Annotated in this window: 12 protein-coding genes and 1 tRNA gene; 4 read left to right on the top strand and 9 right to left on the bottom strand. The window is 34.9% G+C overall.

The annotated features are described in order from the left end of the window. Window positions 1–200: 200 nt before the first annotated feature. From CKF59_RS05745 to CKF59_RS05725, 5 genes are all read right to left on the bottom strand, one after another. Window positions 201–554, bottom strand: a complete 354-nt coding sequence (locus CKF59_RS05745) for an integration host factor subunit alpha (RefSeq protein ID WP_119535003.1) — start codon at window positions 552–554, stop codon at window positions 201–203. A gap of 10 nt (window positions 555–564) precedes the next feature. Next, complete coding sequence (gene pheT, locus CKF59_RS05740; RefSeq protein ID WP_119535002.1) at window positions 565–2,976, bottom strand: phenylalanine--tRNA ligase subunit beta; 2,412 nt, start codon at window positions 2,974–2,976, stop codon at window positions 565–567. A gap of 42 nt (window positions 2,977–3,018) precedes the next feature. Beyond that, entirely contained in the window at window positions 3,019–4,020 is a 1,002-nt protein-coding gene (gene pheS / locus CKF59_RS05735; RefSeq protein ID WP_119535001.1) for a phenylalanine--tRNA ligase subunit alpha, read from the bottom strand. Window positions 4,021–5,169: 1,149 nt separating this feature from the next. Then, window positions 5,170–5,910: a hypothetical protein gene (locus CKF59_RS05730; RefSeq protein ID WP_119535000.1), complete on the bottom strand. Its 741-nt coding sequence runs from the start codon at window positions 5,908–5,910 to the stop codon at window positions 5,170–5,172. A gap of 385 nt (window positions 5,911–6,295) precedes the next feature. Continuing rightward, on the bottom strand, window positions 6,296–6,952 hold the full coding sequence (locus tag CKF59_RS05725) for a hypothetical protein (RefSeq protein ID WP_119534999.1): 657 nt from the start codon (window positions 6,950–6,952) through the stop codon (window positions 6,296–6,298). A gap of 764 nt (window positions 6,953–7,716) precedes the next feature. Here CKF59_RS05725 and CKF59_RS05720 point away from each other — a divergent pair. After that, window positions 7,717–8,163 carry a DUF6693 family protein gene (locus tag CKF59_RS05720; protein WP_119534998.1) on the top strand — a complete coding sequence of 149 codons (447 nt, stop codon included), beginning with the start codon at window positions 7,717–7,719 and terminating at the stop codon, window positions 8,161–8,163. A gap of 180 nt (window positions 8,164–8,343) precedes the next feature. On the opposite strand, the gene CKF59_RS05715 is transcribed toward CKF59_RS05720, so the two are convergent. Further along, window positions 8,344–9,000, bottom strand: coding sequence for a hypothetical protein (locus tag CKF59_RS05715; RefSeq protein ID WP_119534997.1), 657 nt, complete (start codon window positions 8,998–9,000; stop codon window positions 8,344–8,346). Between the two features lie 338 nt (window positions 9,001–9,338). Beyond that, on the bottom strand, window positions 9,339–10,376 hold the full coding sequence (locus tag CKF59_RS05710) for a hypothetical protein (RefSeq protein ID WP_119534996.1): 1,038 nt from the start codon (window positions 10,374–10,376) through the stop codon (window positions 9,339–9,341). A gap of 443 nt (window positions 10,377–10,819) precedes the next feature. On the opposite strand from CKF59_RS05710, the gene nudE reads away from it, so the two are divergent. The 3 genes from nudE (at window position 10,820) to CKF59_RS05695 (ending at window position 15,505) form a co-directional block, all read left to right on the top strand. Beyond that, a complete protein-coding gene (gene nudE / locus CKF59_RS05705) occupies window positions 10,820–11,383 on the top strand; it encodes an ADP compounds hydrolase NudE (protein WP_119534995.1) in 564 nt (187 codons plus the stop codon). 66 nt (window positions 11,384–11,449) lie between these two features. After that, window positions 11,450–13,753 carry an inositol monophosphatase family protein gene (locus CKF59_RS05700; protein WP_119534994.1) on the top strand — a complete coding sequence of 768 codons (2,304 nt, stop codon included), beginning with the start codon at window positions 11,450–11,452 and terminating at the stop codon, window positions 13,751–13,753. Between the two features lie 666 nt (window positions 13,754–14,419). Further along, window positions 14,420–15,505, top strand: a complete 1,086-nt coding sequence (locus CKF59_RS05695) for a hypothetical protein (RefSeq protein ID WP_119534993.1) — start codon at window positions 14,420–14,422, stop codon at window positions 15,503–15,505. Window positions 15,506–16,431: 926 nt separating this feature from the next. Here CKF59_RS05695 and CKF59_RS05690 read toward each other — a convergent pair. Beyond that, entirely contained in the window at window positions 16,432–17,022 is a 591-nt protein-coding gene (locus CKF59_RS05690; RefSeq protein WP_119534992.1) for an NUDIX domain-containing protein, read from the bottom strand. A 275-nt stretch (window positions 17,023–17,297) separates the two neighbouring features. Beyond that, a tRNA-Val gene (locus tag CKF59_RS05685) sits at window positions 17,298–17,373 on the bottom strand. Between the last annotated feature and the right edge of the window lie 32 nt (window positions 17,374–17,405).

The following is a 17,405-nucleotide window of genomic DNA, read 5'->3' as shown; positions in this document are numbered from 1 at the left end:
CGGGGAAGAACTCTAAAAATTTTCTGTTGCAAGGATGTTTAGTGATTGATTGTATTCTGCACCTTACTTCTTGGGTTCAGCAACAAGTAAGGGTGCAACATCTAATTTTTAGGGTTCTAATTTAATCCAAATTAAACCTGTTTCCTATAATTATAAAATAACCTGAAGAAATTTGATTAACTTTTCACATTTATTAAGAATTAATCTTCTTTTTGTTCGTGAGAGTTTACACGTAATTTACGAGAAGGGACAAAACGAATCACTTTACGTGCCGTAATTTCTACTTCTTCACCAGTACGTAGATTACGTCCTGGACGTGCAGTTTTTTGTACTACTGAGAAGGTACCAAAAGATGATAATTTTACCGTTTCAGAGTTTAAAAGTTTCTCTCTAATCGTATCAAAAAATACTTGAACAAAGCGTTTACTAATCGCTAGATCGTAACCGTATTGAGATTGTAATTTATAAGCTAAATCTTTACGCGTTACACAAGGTAATTTCTCAGCAACTTCTTTAGTTGCCGTTTTTGTTTTAGCTGTTGCCTTTTTATTCATGGTAAATTTTTTAAACCTCGCGTAGAACCGCCCCAAACTCTGCAGTTAGTGCCGACACTACACGTGTCATTTCTGCATTGGTCTCTGCATCTTCAAGGGTACGATCTGACGCCGTAATTGTTAATGTTAAAGCTACTGACTTAGTTCCTTGCTCTAATGGGGCTCCAGTAAATAAGTCAAATAATTGTACGTCAGTTAATAACTCACTGCCAGCTTTACGTGCAGCTGCAACAAGATCACCAACAAGTACGTCATCTTTAACAATTAACGCTATATCACGTTTATTGCTTGGGAATTTAGATACTGGTTGCACTTGTGGGACATGAGTTTGACTTATAGCTTTTGCTTCTAAAGCAAACATATAAGCGTCACCGCTTACCCCATAAGGTTTAGCTAGTGCTGGGTGAACTTTACCCACTAAACCAACTTTCTCTCCATTAATCAGGATCTCAGCTGTTTGTCCAGGGTGGAAGCCTGCAACTTGTGCCGGAGCAAATCTTACTTCCCCTAATTCAGAGGCATTAGTAATTGCTAATAAATCTTCAACTATCCCTTTCACATGGAAGAAGTCTACCGCTTGTGCTTTATGATTCCAGCTCTCTGGCGTAGTTTCTCCAGCCACAAGACCAGCTAATACTAGCTCTTGACTTACTCCAAGTTCAGCTTGAGGATTAGGAACAAAAGTTAAACCTGTTTCAAAAATGCGCACACGTTTTTGTTGACGTTTAAGGTTATAAGCTAAAGTACTATATAAATTCGTAAATAAGCTTAAGCGCATTTGACTCATTTCTACCGAAATTGGATTAGGTAGATCTAAAGTAGGTTCATTTGGATGGAATAAAGCTTGCAGTTTTGGTTCCACAAATGAATAGGTCACTACTTCTTGGAAATCACGATTTACTAATACGTCTTTTACACGATTTAAAGCTAAATCAGCTTCATGGAATTGACGCATAGCTAATTTTGCTACTGGTGCTTCAGTTGGAATATTTTCATAACCGTGGATACGAATAATTTCTTCAACTAGATCTTCAGGGATCTCTAAGTCAAAGCGCCAACTTGGCGTTACTACCGTATAGGTATGATCGTCATTTGCGGTTACATAACAACCTAAGCCCGTTAAAATATCAATAACTTGTTGTCTACTATAACCAATACCCGCAATTTGCTCTAATAAAGTATGAGTTAAAGTAATACGTTTGGTATTGTCAGGAATTTGTCCAAGTAGGTTTACTGGACCTGCATTACCACCACAAATTTCTAATACTAGTTGCGTTGCACGCTCCATAGCTACAAGTAACATTTGTGGATCTACACCACGCTCATAACGATGAGAAGCATCTGTATGTAAACCATATTGACGAGCACGATTTACAATTGCTAAAGGAGCAAAGTGTGCTGCTTCTAAAACAATATCTTGAGTTTGAGCATTTACTCCAGAATGCTCACCACCAAAGATTCCAGCTAAAGCTACTGGACCTTGAGCATCAGCAATTACTAGTGTATTGCTTTTTAGTTCTGCAGTTTCACCTGAAAGAAGAACAATTTTTTCACCTTCTTGAGCTGCACGCACAATAATTTTTTCATGCAGATTTGCTTTATCAAACGCATGCAGTGGATGCCCTAAGTCGTGAAGAACAAAATTGGTGATATCCACAATTGGATCAATTGAACGTACACCTACACGAGCTAAGTATTGTACCATCCACTCTGGAGTTTTTGCGTTTACGTTTACGCCATTAATTACACGAGACGCATAAGCAGGACAAGCTTGATCATCCACCAGTTCTACAGGGAAAATTTCATCTATAGTTACACGTGCTGAAGCTTGAGCAAATAACTCTTGTTTAAAATCTGCAAATTTGGTTGGTAATTGGTATTTAGCTGCTAAGTCACGTGCTACCCCTAATTGCGATAAGCAGTCAGCACGGTTTGCAGTTAAACCAATTTCTACTACCACATCATCTAATTGTAAGTAGTCACGTACATCTGTACCTACTGGTGCATCTGCAGGTAATTCAATAATTCCATTTGCTTCAATCGCAATACCTAGTTCACTATAAGAACAAAGCATCCCGTTTGAAGCTTCACCTCTTAATTCTGCAGGTTTAATTTTAAAGTCACCAGGAAGCACCGCTCCAACTTTAGCGACACAAACTTTTAAGCCTTGACGACAATTTGGGGCACCACAAACTATATCTAATAATTCTGCTTCCCCTACATTTACTTTAGTTACACGTAGTTTGTCGGCATTAGGATGTTGTTTACACTCTACAACTTCTCCCACCACTACGTTATTAAACTCCCCTGCTACCGGAGCTACGTCATCTACTTCTAAACCTAACATAGTTAGATCAGTAATAATACGTTCTCTTGCAGGTAGTTTAGTCCAGTTGCGTAATGCTAATTCACTAACGATCATGTTCTTTTACATCCGTTTTTTAAGGTTAATAACTTGCTGTTCTTAATTATTGAATTGTTTTAAGAATCTTAAATCATTTTCAAAGAACGCACGTAAGTCATTTACGCCATAACGTAACATGGTCAGACGCTCAACCCCCATACCTACAGCAAAGCCACGGTATTTAGTTGGATCTATACCTACAGATTCAAGTACTTTAGGGTGTACCATACCACAACCTAGTACTTCTAACCATTTACCGTTTTTCCCCATTACATCAACTTCCGCTGAAGGTTCGGTAAATGGGAAGTAGGAAGGACGAAAACGAATTTGTAACTCTTCTTCGAAGACATTAGTTAATAAGTCTTTAATAATCCCTTTAAGGTTTTTAAAGCTTACTTTATCAGCATGATCAACAAATAGTAACTCTATTTGGTGGAACATTGGCGTGTGAGTTTGATCATAGTCATTACGATACACACGACCTGGAGCAATAATTCTTAATGGAGCTGACATTTTTTCCATTGAACGAATTTGCACCCCTGAAGTTTGGGTACGTAATAATCTTTGCGCATCAAACCAAAAAGTATCATGATCCGCACGTGCTGGGTGGTGATCAGGAATATTTAAAGCATCAAAATTGTAGAATGCAGATTCAATTTCAGGACCGCCAACTACCGTAAAGCCAATTTCACTGAAGAAAGAGACTACACGGTTAATGGTTTTACTTACTGGGTGTAAACCGCCCATCCCTTGAGCGTTACCTGGTAAGGTTACATCAATACGTTCTGCTTCTAATTTTGCATTTAATTCCGCAGCTACAATTGCTTCACGACGCTCATTTAGAGCATTTTGGGCAGTAGTTTTTGCTTCGTTAATTTTTGCCCCTACTGCTGCTTTTTGTTCATTCGGCACATCGCGTAATTGTTGCATTAGTAAAGAAAAGTGACCTTTTTTACCAAAGTAATTTAAACGTACTTCCTCTAATGCAGGTACACTATTTGCTTGTGCTACTTGGGCTAAAGCTTCTTGTACTAGCTGTTCAAGTTGTAAATTGTCAATCATTGAATAACTCTTGTTTGTCAGAAATAAATTTGGCGTTCCCAAACTTTGCAAGATAAAAATTGATAGAGATGTATATAAATTACCAGCCTTAGGCTTTTGTTGCTTATATACATTTGTATAAACTTTTACTTGTAACTTTGTTTCCTTACTAAGAAACTTTTTGTAAGCTTAACGTTACTTGTTCTGCTGTTTTTTACTTCTGTTACTTTTTTGTGCTTATTGTTTTTGTGATTATTGTTTTTTGGTTTTTTGCGACTTTTATTGTTTTTTACATAGTGTTGTTCTTTACTACTATTACTTTGCTTTTGCTTATTTGCTTTTTTTACTTTTACTTAGAGATCTCTCGAGACGGTTACCAATTCATACCAATGCTCCCAAAAAGCAAAAAGAAAAAAATCTAGTCAAGGCTACTAACTTTAAAGCAAAGTTTACTTTAAAGTAGGTAAAATTTGGCTAGATATTATTCTTATCTTAAAGAAATTACCCTTTGTGGCTTAAGTATCTTGTAATTCCTTTTTAAGTTCTAGAATCAAAATTTTTTATTCTTGATGATTTTTCGAAAAAAAATACACATCTATATTATATATGTTTTTTATGCAAAAATTACAGAATCTTAATCATTTAGTGCAATTTTTTTCGAAAAATCACCACAAGCAAAAGTAATTCTCAACTCTAACCTCAGATTTTAAGTTAAGCTTTTGATTTTTAAAGGAAAGATTGCTATTTCTCTAGCTCTTAGAATAAGCAAGACCTAGAAAAATAAGAAAAATCAAACACTATCTTTAAAAAAGACCTGCTTAATTATAATAAAACTTTGCTTAAATACCAAAACTTTTTTAAAAATCAGCAATAAAAGTCATCTAGCCACCAAAAGAGCAAGTGTAAGTGGTAAATAATAAGTGGCAAATAAATAAAACTGAGAATGAGAAAACAAAGTACAGCAAAGTACAAATTAAACCAACCAACTACAAATTCAACCAGCAGATTGTAAAGCAAACCCGCAAACTGTAAATTAAACAAACTAAGTATAAAATAATTAAAGTTCAAAAGCTTAAACTATGAGTTTAAACTTCTGAACTCTATTGATATATCTAAGATCAATTTCTCTAAAAAGTAATAAATTAAGTTATTGGCTTAGCTCATAAACTTCTAAGCATGATCTTGAAAATAAGCTTGAGAAACTTCTAAAGCTTTATCAAGTTCCTCTTGCCATATAGGTAAAGCCTCTTCCTCTTCTTGACTAAAGTCAAGTTCAAAGCTTTCATTGTCTTGCACCCATACATAAAACTGATTCCAAGCATTATGCCTTACTTGCTCTAAGTGATGATAAACCTCACGACTTATATATTCGACAAAGGCAAAAGCTTCGCACACATTAGACCCAAAGTGGTTAGGTTCAAGCGTTTGTAAAGCAATGGCAAACTCGGGATGCACATGAGCTTGAATTGGCTTGTACTTTTGATGAGGAGCAATGGGACTTTTCTTTTGTTGCTCTTGAGTTAACTTTTGCCAAAAACTTAATTCTTGCTGTTCTTTATGTAGTTTCGCAGCTAGTGCTAGGAGATAGTTCAGGTCTTTACTTAATTCATAATAGACCCCACGATCATCAATTCCCCAAATAAACAGGTCGATAGTATCTTCTTTAGGAACCTTTAAAGTACCTTTTATTACCCCTGAACTCGAACGAAATACTTGTGCCTTTTGGGCAGGGATAATCTTACCTCCTAAATGGACTGATTTCATGCCAGGAAGACACAACTGATGTAATAAGCCTACAGCTTCAAGATATAACTGAGGATCAATAGGTTCTCTAGGTTGTTCTGCAAAACGACGGCGTCCGTTACGTTTCCAAAAATCTTTAAAAAAATGATGAAGTGCAGCTAAATACATATTCTTTCTCCTGCGATAACTATATATTCATTATGCCACTAAATTAACTCCCTTGCTTAGAGTTTTAAGTAGGAAACTAAGTTTAACCAGCCTATACCTTCATGTTGCACTTGTCTGTAGTTACTATGCCTTCGCATTTTACTCTTCATCGATATTTTAATTATTTAGCAGTATACAATTTTTCTTTACTTTACCTTTTCTCTAATCTCTAAAAACGCAGTTAGCAACTCCTTGGAGTTGCTAACAAATGCTTACTAGATTAACTTAATCAGCTGCAAACTTTTTAATCAGCTACTAGTTTTTTAATCAGGAGTTTTTTAATTAGTTACGAGCTTTTCACATAATCTCTATGACACCTAATCTTACTATAAGCCTAATCTATTCCCTATGATCGTAAATGCGGTTTATACTTTATATCCTCAAAAGTAACATTTGAGTTCTGGATTAAAAAGTCGGCAGGTACTTTTTTCGTCGCTAATTCTGCTTGTAGCTTAGTCTTTAAAATAATTATTTCTTGATAGTAGCTTATCGTTCTTTGTGCTTTAAACTGACAATTTTTACTCACAAAAGCAAAATCTCTCATCTTATCTTTTACTTTTACGATAAAAATTTCTAGATTTTGAACAAAATCTTGGATATCAAGACGAGATAAATTTTTGCAAACAAATCTATCTCCTTCTTTAGTGGTAATTACAAGATGAAAGAATGGTGATTTACGTTCTTGTAAGTAGTAAATGCGAGAAATCTCTAACCAAGGTAAACGATACCTTCTTCCACTTTGCAGACAAACTAGTAAGCGTTCACTATTTGGATGCAAGTATTTAATATCTGTAGGTTCTTGGTACTGAGGTAACTCTGCTCCGACATAAGCATCCGAGGTTTTACCGTCTCCATGCAAACGAGCAAGCAAATAATCGTGTTCTTGAGCTAGTTCAGGGCAGGGTAAATCCTGCTTCTCTACATATTGCTGATGATTAAAAGTAAAGAGTTTATGACCAATAACTACAAAAACCGTTACCCCAATAAAAACGATATATAACATAAGTATCTCTTTGAATTTTTGCAAGAGCTAATTATATCCAATAATTAGTTTAGGTACAAGAGGAAAAGCCTCAACTTCTTCCTCTTCATCCTTATTTTATACCTCTTTAATCTTCCGAGATTAGACTTTAAACTTCAATTTTAGATTTTATGTCTTGGATCACAAAAAAATCTTAGTTTTTCGACAAAATGATCTTTGCATGATCATTTTTCAAGCTCCTTCAACTCGAAGATAAACTCCAAGATAAACTCAAACAAAAATTATAATCACTACTTATAAATTGTTGCTCATAGCCTCCGAACCTCCAGACCAAAAAACTAGTTAAACCGATTAATCTTTAAGCCTTTAAACTCTTTAAATTACTTTATCACAAGATAACTTTATAAAACATCTTGATTCTTGTTTATTTTCAATAATTTCTAAAAAATAATATATAATCTAATTAAGACTGGATAAAATTTATTTCCATCAATATTCAACTCTTTAACTAGTAGACTAGAGATCTTTTTATTCTACTTTAGTCTCATCCAGTCGTTTACCTGTTAGCTCAACTTAGCTTATCCCTATCTAATGGCTCTAAGAAAAACTATGCAAAACTTTTCTTCTTAGTTCAATAAGAGATCTTTAGTACAACAAGATCTCTCTTAATTAACATCTAAATCTACTTGTATCGGAGTTTAGTTCCTCGTTAATAGAATTAGTAGCGTTAAGTTAAATTCCAGCTAGCTCCTATATAAACTCTTTTACTTTTCTTTTGCACGCCTATGACAGAAAATAATTTAGCTCCAATCAATACCACTGGCACAACCAATCAAGGACAAGAGCAATTTAACTTTAAGTTTAATGCCTTAGACTTCTCTAAATACAAACTAAAAAGTGAAGTTGGAGTTGGTGGCATTATCCTTTCTATTTTAATTTGGTTTATCCTCATCATTGTTACTTTTGGTTTAGCCTCTATCGTATTTCAATACTACCTCTACAAAAATGTAGTTAACAAAACCTACATTGTTGAAAAAGAAACCAATCTTCCAGTAGCCCGCTTACAATGTAATTTAGATATTATGAGCATGCTAGGTTATATTCTTCTCTACCTTGTATTAGCTCTTTGTACTTTTGGACTTGCATTCTTAGTGTTTATGTACAAATCTTTAACTCATGTTCTCAGTGCAACTACCATTGTTCCTCTAGAACCTAAAAATAATCTAGGTTAAGAGAAGAGAGGCAAAATTAAGAAAAAGGAATCAAAGTCTATTTCTCTAAATTATTGCTTCTAGCATAATTTAAAAGCTAAATTTTAAATAGGAAAATCCCCAAATCTCTAGGTGCTACCTAGGACTTTGGGGATTTTTTAGAAATGTATTTGAACTTTGGAACTTACTTCAAATTGGAATTTACTTCACAAAGATCTCAGTTGGATGTTGAGCAAAATAAGAATAGAGTAACTCAGTATCTATTTCTAACCCTTGCTCATTAAAACCAATTACTCCTTCATTTTGAATATAACTTTGTAAAGCTGCACGTAAATAATCCGCTTGTTCTTGATTTAAAACTAAAGGATAAGCTTGTTTATAATCAACTTCAGGATAGAAGTAAGCAATACTTTTAAGCATAACAAGATCAAAGCTCACAAAATTAATAAATAATTGTGCTAAGAAACCATAATAACCTGTTGCCACGAGATCGGCAAAGAAAGCTTGACGCTCACTTTCTTCTAACCCACGTAAAGACTGGTATAAATCATCTAGTACGAGCTTAATAGTATTAGCTAGTTTCTTAGATTCAGGGTTTTCTGCATCAAAAATTGGTAAATAAGCATCATCAACCATAGATTTTTGCGCAAAATGTTTTGCTAACCAATAGACAAAATCATCAGGATTACGTCTTTGCGTCGCTAAATCGTAAATTAATGCTCGTAAAATTACTTTTGCTTCAGAGTCTTCTTTTAAGAAAGGAAACTCTTCTTCTAAACGAGTATGAATATAGCTACTTAGAGGATCACGAGATTGCTCTAAATAACCACCAGCTAGTAAATCTGCATTTAATGCCATAATTTTTCTTCTTTTTTCTCTAAGGTAAATTTTTTTCAACCCTATTTTACTATAAATTGAACTAAATATAAATTGGCCCATGCAAATACGCATGAGCCAGATTATGAGGTAATTATGATTTTACTATTTTTTCTTACTATAGTTATAAGGGCAAAAAAGTAACTTTCAAGTCTCAAACCTCATTAATTATTTAAACAGACGCTCTCAGACTTTTAGATTAACAAAGTGAAGATTCATCACCATCCCTCTTAAAATTCTCAAGCTTTGAAGAACTAAAGTTTATAAGAGCTAAAGTTCAGAAAAACTAAAACTCATAATTATCTCTCTTAATTCAAGCATTAAAAATTAACTTGCCAAGACTTTTTTCTCGACTCAGCTTGATAAGCACCCAGTAAACTCGCATAAGTATCAGCTTCTTGACGCAGTTCTAAGGCTGACACTTGTAGTTGTGCGGTTAATAATTCCCCAAACTCTTGGCTTTGGATTTGGAGTTGTTCATAGTTTTGCTTAATAAACTCTTCTCGACTGCGTCCGGAGGCGAGAAGTTGCACCGCAAGTTCATTAAGGAAATCAACTTGTTCTCGTTCATCAAACACAATAGTGGTGGTAATTAATGCCTCAGCAAAGTCATCGAGCCTTTCTAAAGCGACATTAAAGGGACGCAAAGGTAAAGAGGCGTTGTAACTATGGACAGCAGCGCAAAGCTCTGCTCCTAATAAATGCCCTAATACCGTATGTAAAACTAAATAGTAAAAAGCCCCTTGAGCAAAAGTTAATACTCGAGGATGCGTATACTCACTTTCAGGTACCTGAGCTAAAGCTAAAAATAAGCGATGTAAAAAACGCATATAATGCTTAGGTTGTCCGCTATATTCGGTATAGAGACAAAACTCTTCTGCTCGACTACTTCCCCAAGCTTGGAGAAATTCTAACACTAAAGCATAATCTTCTGTTAAAGAAAACGCTGGAGAATCTACTTGCCAAGCAAAGATCTTTTTGCTTGCTTGATATTTAGTATAAAGTTGACTATAGGCTTTAGCAATTTCAATAACCGCTCTACAAGTATCATAATCTTTCACTTGCCAACCACTTTGATTAAGATAATCGACTAAATTTACGAGATTAGCATAGACTTGAGTACGGTAAATTTGTAAATCATGATAAAGTTCAGGATCAGTACTTTCAGATTCTAAAATACGAATATTCATAAAGTCTTCAAGGTACACTCCTTGCTCTTTACTTTCTACTTGATCAATAAAATAAGTTAAAGCGAGAATACTTGGATGACTAGTACGCTTAAAAGTTACATAATTACTTAAGAGCTTTTCGTTAACTCCTTGTTGGAGTTGCTCTAAAAATTCTGGGTTTTGTTGCATAGTTTATCTCAACATAAATTTATCTTTCTATTCTAGCAAACTACAAGTGCTTTCTTCAAAATTCTTCTTGTCTATGCTGTAAAATTCTACTCATAGGTTCTTTAATCTACTGCTCATGTATTTAAACAAATCTTCTCATTATAAGCCCATTCTTTAAGTCCGATTAAATTTCTTCCTCACAAAACCAAATAAACTTCCCCCCCCCTTTCAAAAAAACTCTCGCAAATTAGTTAAGCTTTGGCAAATCTTACAGCTCTTGTTGATAAATCCTTGTTTTTTAGCTTTCTCTCTAGAGTTTTCTTACCATTATTGCCTTTAGCTAACTGAAAAATAACCACTTCAAACGATATTTCAAGTATAATTAAAATATAATTTTTACTATTTAATCAGAAAGACACTTTCTGTTTAATCATCTCCACTCAACTTTTAAAATACCCTTAATTATGACAGAGCAAAAACGTAAATTACCGCAAGTAAGGAATATCCAAAGTCTAGGTAAATTAGGGATTTTTCATGTAGAGGCTTTAGATGTTAAATTTAGTAATGGTCAAGAACGTCAATACTATCGTTTGGCAGCTGCCAATGATGCCGTGACCGTAATCGCTGTCGACGGGCAAGATCTCCTCCTTATTGAAGAATATGCTGGAGGCACTCTCACTTATGAACTTGGCTTTGTCCGTGGGGGTATAGATGATAACGAAGACTTACTTCCAGCGGCTAGTCGTGAACTAGGTGAGGAAATTGGTTATCAAGCCCAACGTTATACCCATTTAACTTCTTTTTATAATTCTATAGGCTACCAAACTGCTCAAATGCATGTAGTAATTGCCCAAGACCTCTCACCTCTAGAGCAAATGCTCGAAGGAGATGAACCCGAACCTTTAACTCTCGTACGTTGGCCTCTAGCGCAACTTGATCAACTCTTAAGTCATCCTCGCTTTAGAGATAGTCGTAACCTTGCAGCTTTATATGCGTTTAGAGATTATGTAAATGCAGGCAAACTCTAATCTTAAACCGCCTATATTTAAGTTACTTCTCATTTTATTAATCTAAGTTTTTTAGTCAAAATTTTTATGTCTAATACAAGTTCCGAATTGCTGGCAAGCAAATATACTCCAGAACAATTACTCCAAGACTTACCCGAACTCTTTAAAAATTCAATTTTTATTCCTGTATGTTCATGCTTAGTCAATGCTGGTGCTTTAGCGACCACCATTAAATCTGACCAGCTTGCAGTTGCCTATAAGGACGATAATACCGAAGTAACCTATGTTGACAAGATGCTTTCTGAGTATTTTAATTTAACTCTGCCAAGTATCTTTGGGGACTTTGCAATTTCTGAAGAGAACATGTCAGCTTATCCTGATTTTGACATGAAAACTAGTCGTTGTTGGTGGCTCGTTGACCCTATAGACGGAACTAAAGGCTATGCTCAAGGTCGCCAAGACTATTGTCATATGGTGAGCTTTATTGATCAAGGGCAAGCTTTAATTACCTTTGTTTATGAGCCTGAATTAGGACGCATCCACTATGCAGTTAAAGGCATAGGGGTATTTATGGTACAACTTGATCTTGAAGCCTTTGCTTACTTTTGGCAACAACAGCAAGTAAGTAAAGAAGAGTTTGCTCAACTAGTGCGTCAAGCGGGAACAAAAGCTTATTTAGATGCTCATGTTACTTATCTCCATCCGTTTAAGTTTAAACGTGTCATTCATACAGATACCGTAAACACTTTTGAGTATCTCGTAAACCCAGGTACGGGTAATGATAATATCAATCTTGGTGTTACTCCTGCTTACTTTCAGTATCTAGAACAACAAAATCAAGATTATTTCCGTTGTCTTGGCAATGCCCAACTCATGTTAGTTAAACACATGCGTGCATGGCGTAAGTATGCTTTTAGCCAAAACCAACAAAACGAAGAGCAAAACCCAAATCAACAAGGCAAGAGCGAAGAAGCAAACCAAGGCACAAGCCAAGAAACGAACCAAAAAACAAACCAAGAACTAAACTTTGCTCATTACCAGCAAACTTTAAATTTTTGGCGTCAATTAACCAACCCGTCTTTGCAAGTTAACTCCAAAGCGGAGAAAACTTTTTTTAGTTCGGAATTTAATTTAAATAACTTCCGCAAGCATTTTGCTCTTTGGAGTAAAGACAGAGATCAACAACGTACTGAGCAAGCCTCTCAAGAGCAGACTGATGAACTTCAAGCTTTAGCACAAGCTAATGCTCAACTAGGCTATCAAAAAAATACCAGCAGTGCTAAAGCGGTGAATGCTGACCTTGAAAGCCTTGAACTCTCAAACTGGGGCTTACAACTCGAACATCAAAGCCGTAAACTTCCTTTTTACTTACAAGCTTATGATTTAGAGCATCTCGATAATGATGATTTTAAAAATCTTGTCCGTCGTTTAGCAAGTATTTTTGTTCCCCAATTAAACCAGGAACTCAACCTTGGCTATGGTCAACAAAAGGTTTGCTTAAATCTACATCATTTTCCAGATTTAAATGTTCTTGCTGCGCACAATGCTCTTGAACATCATCAACGTCAAGATTTACTTGAACATTATCTTACTTTAGGAAACAAATCAGTTAAAGAAAGCCAAGAAAAGAAACTTCAGTTTTTACCTGAGGAAGTAAAATTCTATGCTCGCATTCTGATCCATTTAACAGCTGAACTTTCGGCTTATGTGAGTGAGCATCCACATCCACGTTTTCTGATAAATAAAGAAAACAAAAATGAGGCATACCAAAGTATTCGTCTGATTCAAGGTGCACGTACTCAACAAGCATTTGGCATGTTTGAACTCCCATATCATTACCAGAATTTTAGCTTAGAAACTTTCCATTCGGCAGGTTATAAATCTTCATTGGTATTTGCAACTCTCGATAATAATCGTTTAACTAATTATCTGTTACCAAATGCCATGAAAATTTGGGATGTAGCTCCATCATTGGTTTATGCTCAAAGTTCAACTAGCCCTAATGCTACGGTATTTAATCTTGTCGATATTAACCAAATTCCTTGGCGTACTACGAATATAGATTTTAGTAGTGAAGATGTGTTCCCGTTAATTATGAGTGAAGACTTTACGTCAATTCCATTTGTACTTGACGTTGCAGGCTTACTCTACTTACAACTTCCGCATCTGCTAAATTTCCGTCGTCAGATTCATCAGCTAAGCGTGGCAAATCAACGTTACTGCTCGCAACATCCTCATGAGCAAGAACAATTCCTTGCTCAAGAAGCACAGCGTCAATTAACTACCGCTCAAGTAATTGATCTTGGTCTAACCTCGGTAGCTAAAGAAGCTTGGTTGCTCTCTCAGCAATCACCAGCACAAGAAGCAACTCAACCAGCACAAGAGGCATAAAAAACAAAGATAAATTCTCAACTAGAGTAAGTAGGAATCAAGTAGAGTAATTGATAACTTAATAAACTCTTAATAAATTTCCTAGTTACTCATTTCCTAGTTACTCTTGTGCTAAATTAGAACTAAAAGTTTAAAGCTACCCTAAAAAGTTAATGTAAACTTAAAATTTAATTGTATCTAAGCCTAAAAAAGCAAATTAAGCAAATTTAACTTAGATCTCTTGCTTTAAACTTACACTGAGTAATTTTGCTAAGCTTGCCTCAAGAACTTTAGGCAAAAACCTAAAGTTCATTTGATCAACTACGGAGACATGGCAAAGCTACAGCGACTTTACAAAAATAAACCTAAATTACATTTAATGAAACAGCTACCCTATAGCTGTTTTTTTAGTGCTTAAAAATTATTAATTTACCCTAGCCTCTCCCCTCCATCACCTAGGGGAGGGGAGAGACAACAATAACCTTACTTTTATGCCTCAAAAATCACTAGTTTAAGTTATTTGCATTAAGTTAGCTCTTGTCAGTATAAAAAACTAGGATATAAAATATATATTAAGCTGAGCAAACTTTTTCCTTACCCCTTATTAAAGTAAAATCAATACTTTAATAAGTGGTATGCTGTAAAAGGAACTGGTAATACCATTCATTTAAATTTACGGGAGTATATATGCCTCATAATTTTGAACAACAAGAACGTACTGCTGATATAGTGGCACGCCAAATGCGTGAACTAGATAAATTTGAACGTTTAGCAACACGTAATAAAATCAGACGTGAACAATTCTATATTCGTACTAATAAACATCCAGCATTAACGGCTCTAACCGATGCTTCCTTTACCGCTCCTTTTGTGTTTGCAGATCGTCGTCCCGTAAACTCTCTATATCTGCATACTGAGTTACCTACGGCAAACCAAAAAGAAACCGACCATCAAGCATATCAAGAAAATAAAGAAATCCTCAAAACCATCAAAAGATTCTATCTCCATTTATTTGCTACTGTGGAATTAAGTTCAGTATCAGGGATGTTTGGAGAATTAGGTCAAGAACGTTTACACTTGGCAGCTAACCTCTATGCTGATTCTTTACTTGAACACTATGCAACCCGAATCTTTGATCGTGCAGTAAGATCACTTGGTGAACTACATCCACATCATGATTTAGCTTTAGTTGAACATATTTTAAACCACGAGCAAACTCCTGAGTTTCTAGATAATGTATTTCATAACTATTCTTCATCGCCTTACGCTTTAGCTCACCGTTTACTCCTAACTGTAGCTAAACATCGTGCTACAGATGGCGAGTTTTATGCGAAAGTATATCAAGCAACCATTGTTTATCTCCTCAAAAATACTTTATTTGGTACAGCCGTGGGGATGAACTTAGCTTTAGCTAGTGCTTATCTAGATAATGAAACTCTCGATCTTGGAACCTTCTACTTACCAGAACACGCAGAGTTATTTGGTCAATACTTTAAAGATGTTTTTGAAACTAAACTTAAACAACATCAAGCAGATTTAAGTTTATACAATAATATAGCTTTAAAATTCTTCTTAAGTAAAACAGACCTCTTAGTGTTTGTAAATGAAAATCGTGATTGGATTGCTAGTCTTGTACCAGTAGACACTATTGCCAAACTTGCAGATCCTGAAGCCGTATGTAAAGGTGTTCACGAATACAGCAAAGTTTATCTCCGTAATGAAGAAACCTTAGTCGTACTTCACGAATTACTGCTTGAAGATCACCTTGATTAAAAGCTATAACTTAAAAGCAACCTTGGAAACTCCAAGGTTGCTTTTAAATTAGCTTATAAAAGTTTAGAAATCTCTGCTCTCCACCAACGCAAATCTCGATCTTGAAATTATCCATGCTTGATTAATAGAAACTTTACCAAAAAATCGAGTAAAATTTTTAATATAAAAAACCAAAATAGTAAACCTGCCATAGCTTTAGCTCATTCCTTTCTCAATCCAATGGTCAATGGTCATCAAGATTGACCTAATAAATTAGTCAAAAATGCTAAAGAAAATTTAGAAATCTAATACAAAAAAGCGTACCCCCGAGGAGTACGCTTTTTTGTTTATCTAGACTCTATTTAAACTTAATTACCCTAACACAAAACACATCTCTCTAATTAAGAAAAAATAGATAAAGAATTAAGTACCACAAAGCAAACCTAAATAACTGACACACTAAAACTTAATCAAATCTAGATAGTTCCTTATTATACCTTAGAATCTGCTTGCAGTAAAACCAAGGGTTTTGATTTTTTTAGTTAAAAATTATCAAAAACCAGATGTACTTTATCATCCTTATATCCTGTAAATACTTAAAAAGCCTCTACAAAGAAAATGTTTAGGTAATCACTCTGACTATAAAGAGCTATCTATTGTTATTAGTTTGCTCTAGGTTATTGTGAGATATTAGAGTAGTTAGTTTATTTTAAGTTTAGAGAGCTAATTCTAACATTTATTAATATAATTGTTAGTTTTAATTAACCTTTAGCTAATTGTTACTTTATTAAGCAATTATTACTTTACTGAGCAATTGCTACTTTATTGAACAATTATTACCTTAATTAGCTAATAATCCTCTAAGTTATCTCCTTGTACAGATTGTGCATAATCGACAATAGCTACTTAGAATAACTTTTGAGTATCTAAAAGTTAAAACTACGAGTTTAACTCCGCTTGTACTCTAACGCCCTAGCAAGTTGGTTTTGAGCTAAATGGGCTTGCAGTAAAAATAATGCTAAAGTATGCGTGGTATCACGAAAATACTTTTGTCCTACCAAACCAGCAAGATTATTTAACGGCCAGCGTATCAACTCTAAAGGTTCAGGCTCATCTCCTTGAGGTTTAGTTTCAAGCTTTTCTAAATCACTTACTAAAATAATATGATGAAATCCGGTGTTATAACCAGGATTGCTCGAAGTGGTAGAAAGATGAATTGCTTTATGAGCTTTATAACCAACTTCTTCTTCGAGTTCACGTAAACCAGCTTCTATCGGAGTCTCACTTTGTTCTACTCCCCCACGCACAAATCCGAGTTCATACTGCAAAGTACCACCAGCAAACTCACGAATACATAAAAGTTCATCACCGTCTAAAGCTACTACGGTCACCGCATCACGGCGTGAAGCTAAACGATAATAATCTCTTTCTACCCCATTGCTAAAGCGGAGATGTAAACTTTCTACATTAAAGATTCCTAGCTTACCTAAGTATTGCAAATTAGATACTTGGGGAAACTTTTTATCCTCATTTGTCATATAACTATGTCCTTCTTAATTAATGCTTACGAAAGTAATCTATTAAGTAAGTAGCAATAATCAAGCATATTACAATTGTTACAATTGCGGTAAATAAATCCATTTGCTTTGCTAAAAAAATTATTATCCTACTATTTTACAATAGTTATAAATTTTGTCCATTAAAAAAGCACTCTTGCGAGTGCTTCAACCATTTAAAATTCAAATAATGAAGATATAAAATCGGATAGTATAGATAAATCACTGCATAATATGCAGTGTCTTCTATTAAATAATGGTGGGCGGTACTGGGCTCGAACCAGTGACCCCCTGCTTGTAAGGCAGATGCTCTCCCAACTGAGCTAACCGCCCATTATTTATCTAGAAAGTGGCGGTCTGGACGG

The organism is Psittacicella gerlachiana, from assembly GCF_003585965.1.
GTDB lineage: Bacteria > Pseudomonadota > Gammaproteobacteria > Enterobacterales > Psittacicellaceae > Psittacicella > Psittacicella gerlachiana.
The sequence above is the reverse complement of the archived record's forward strand: the minus strand, read 5'-3'. Positions and strand labels throughout refer to the sequence as shown.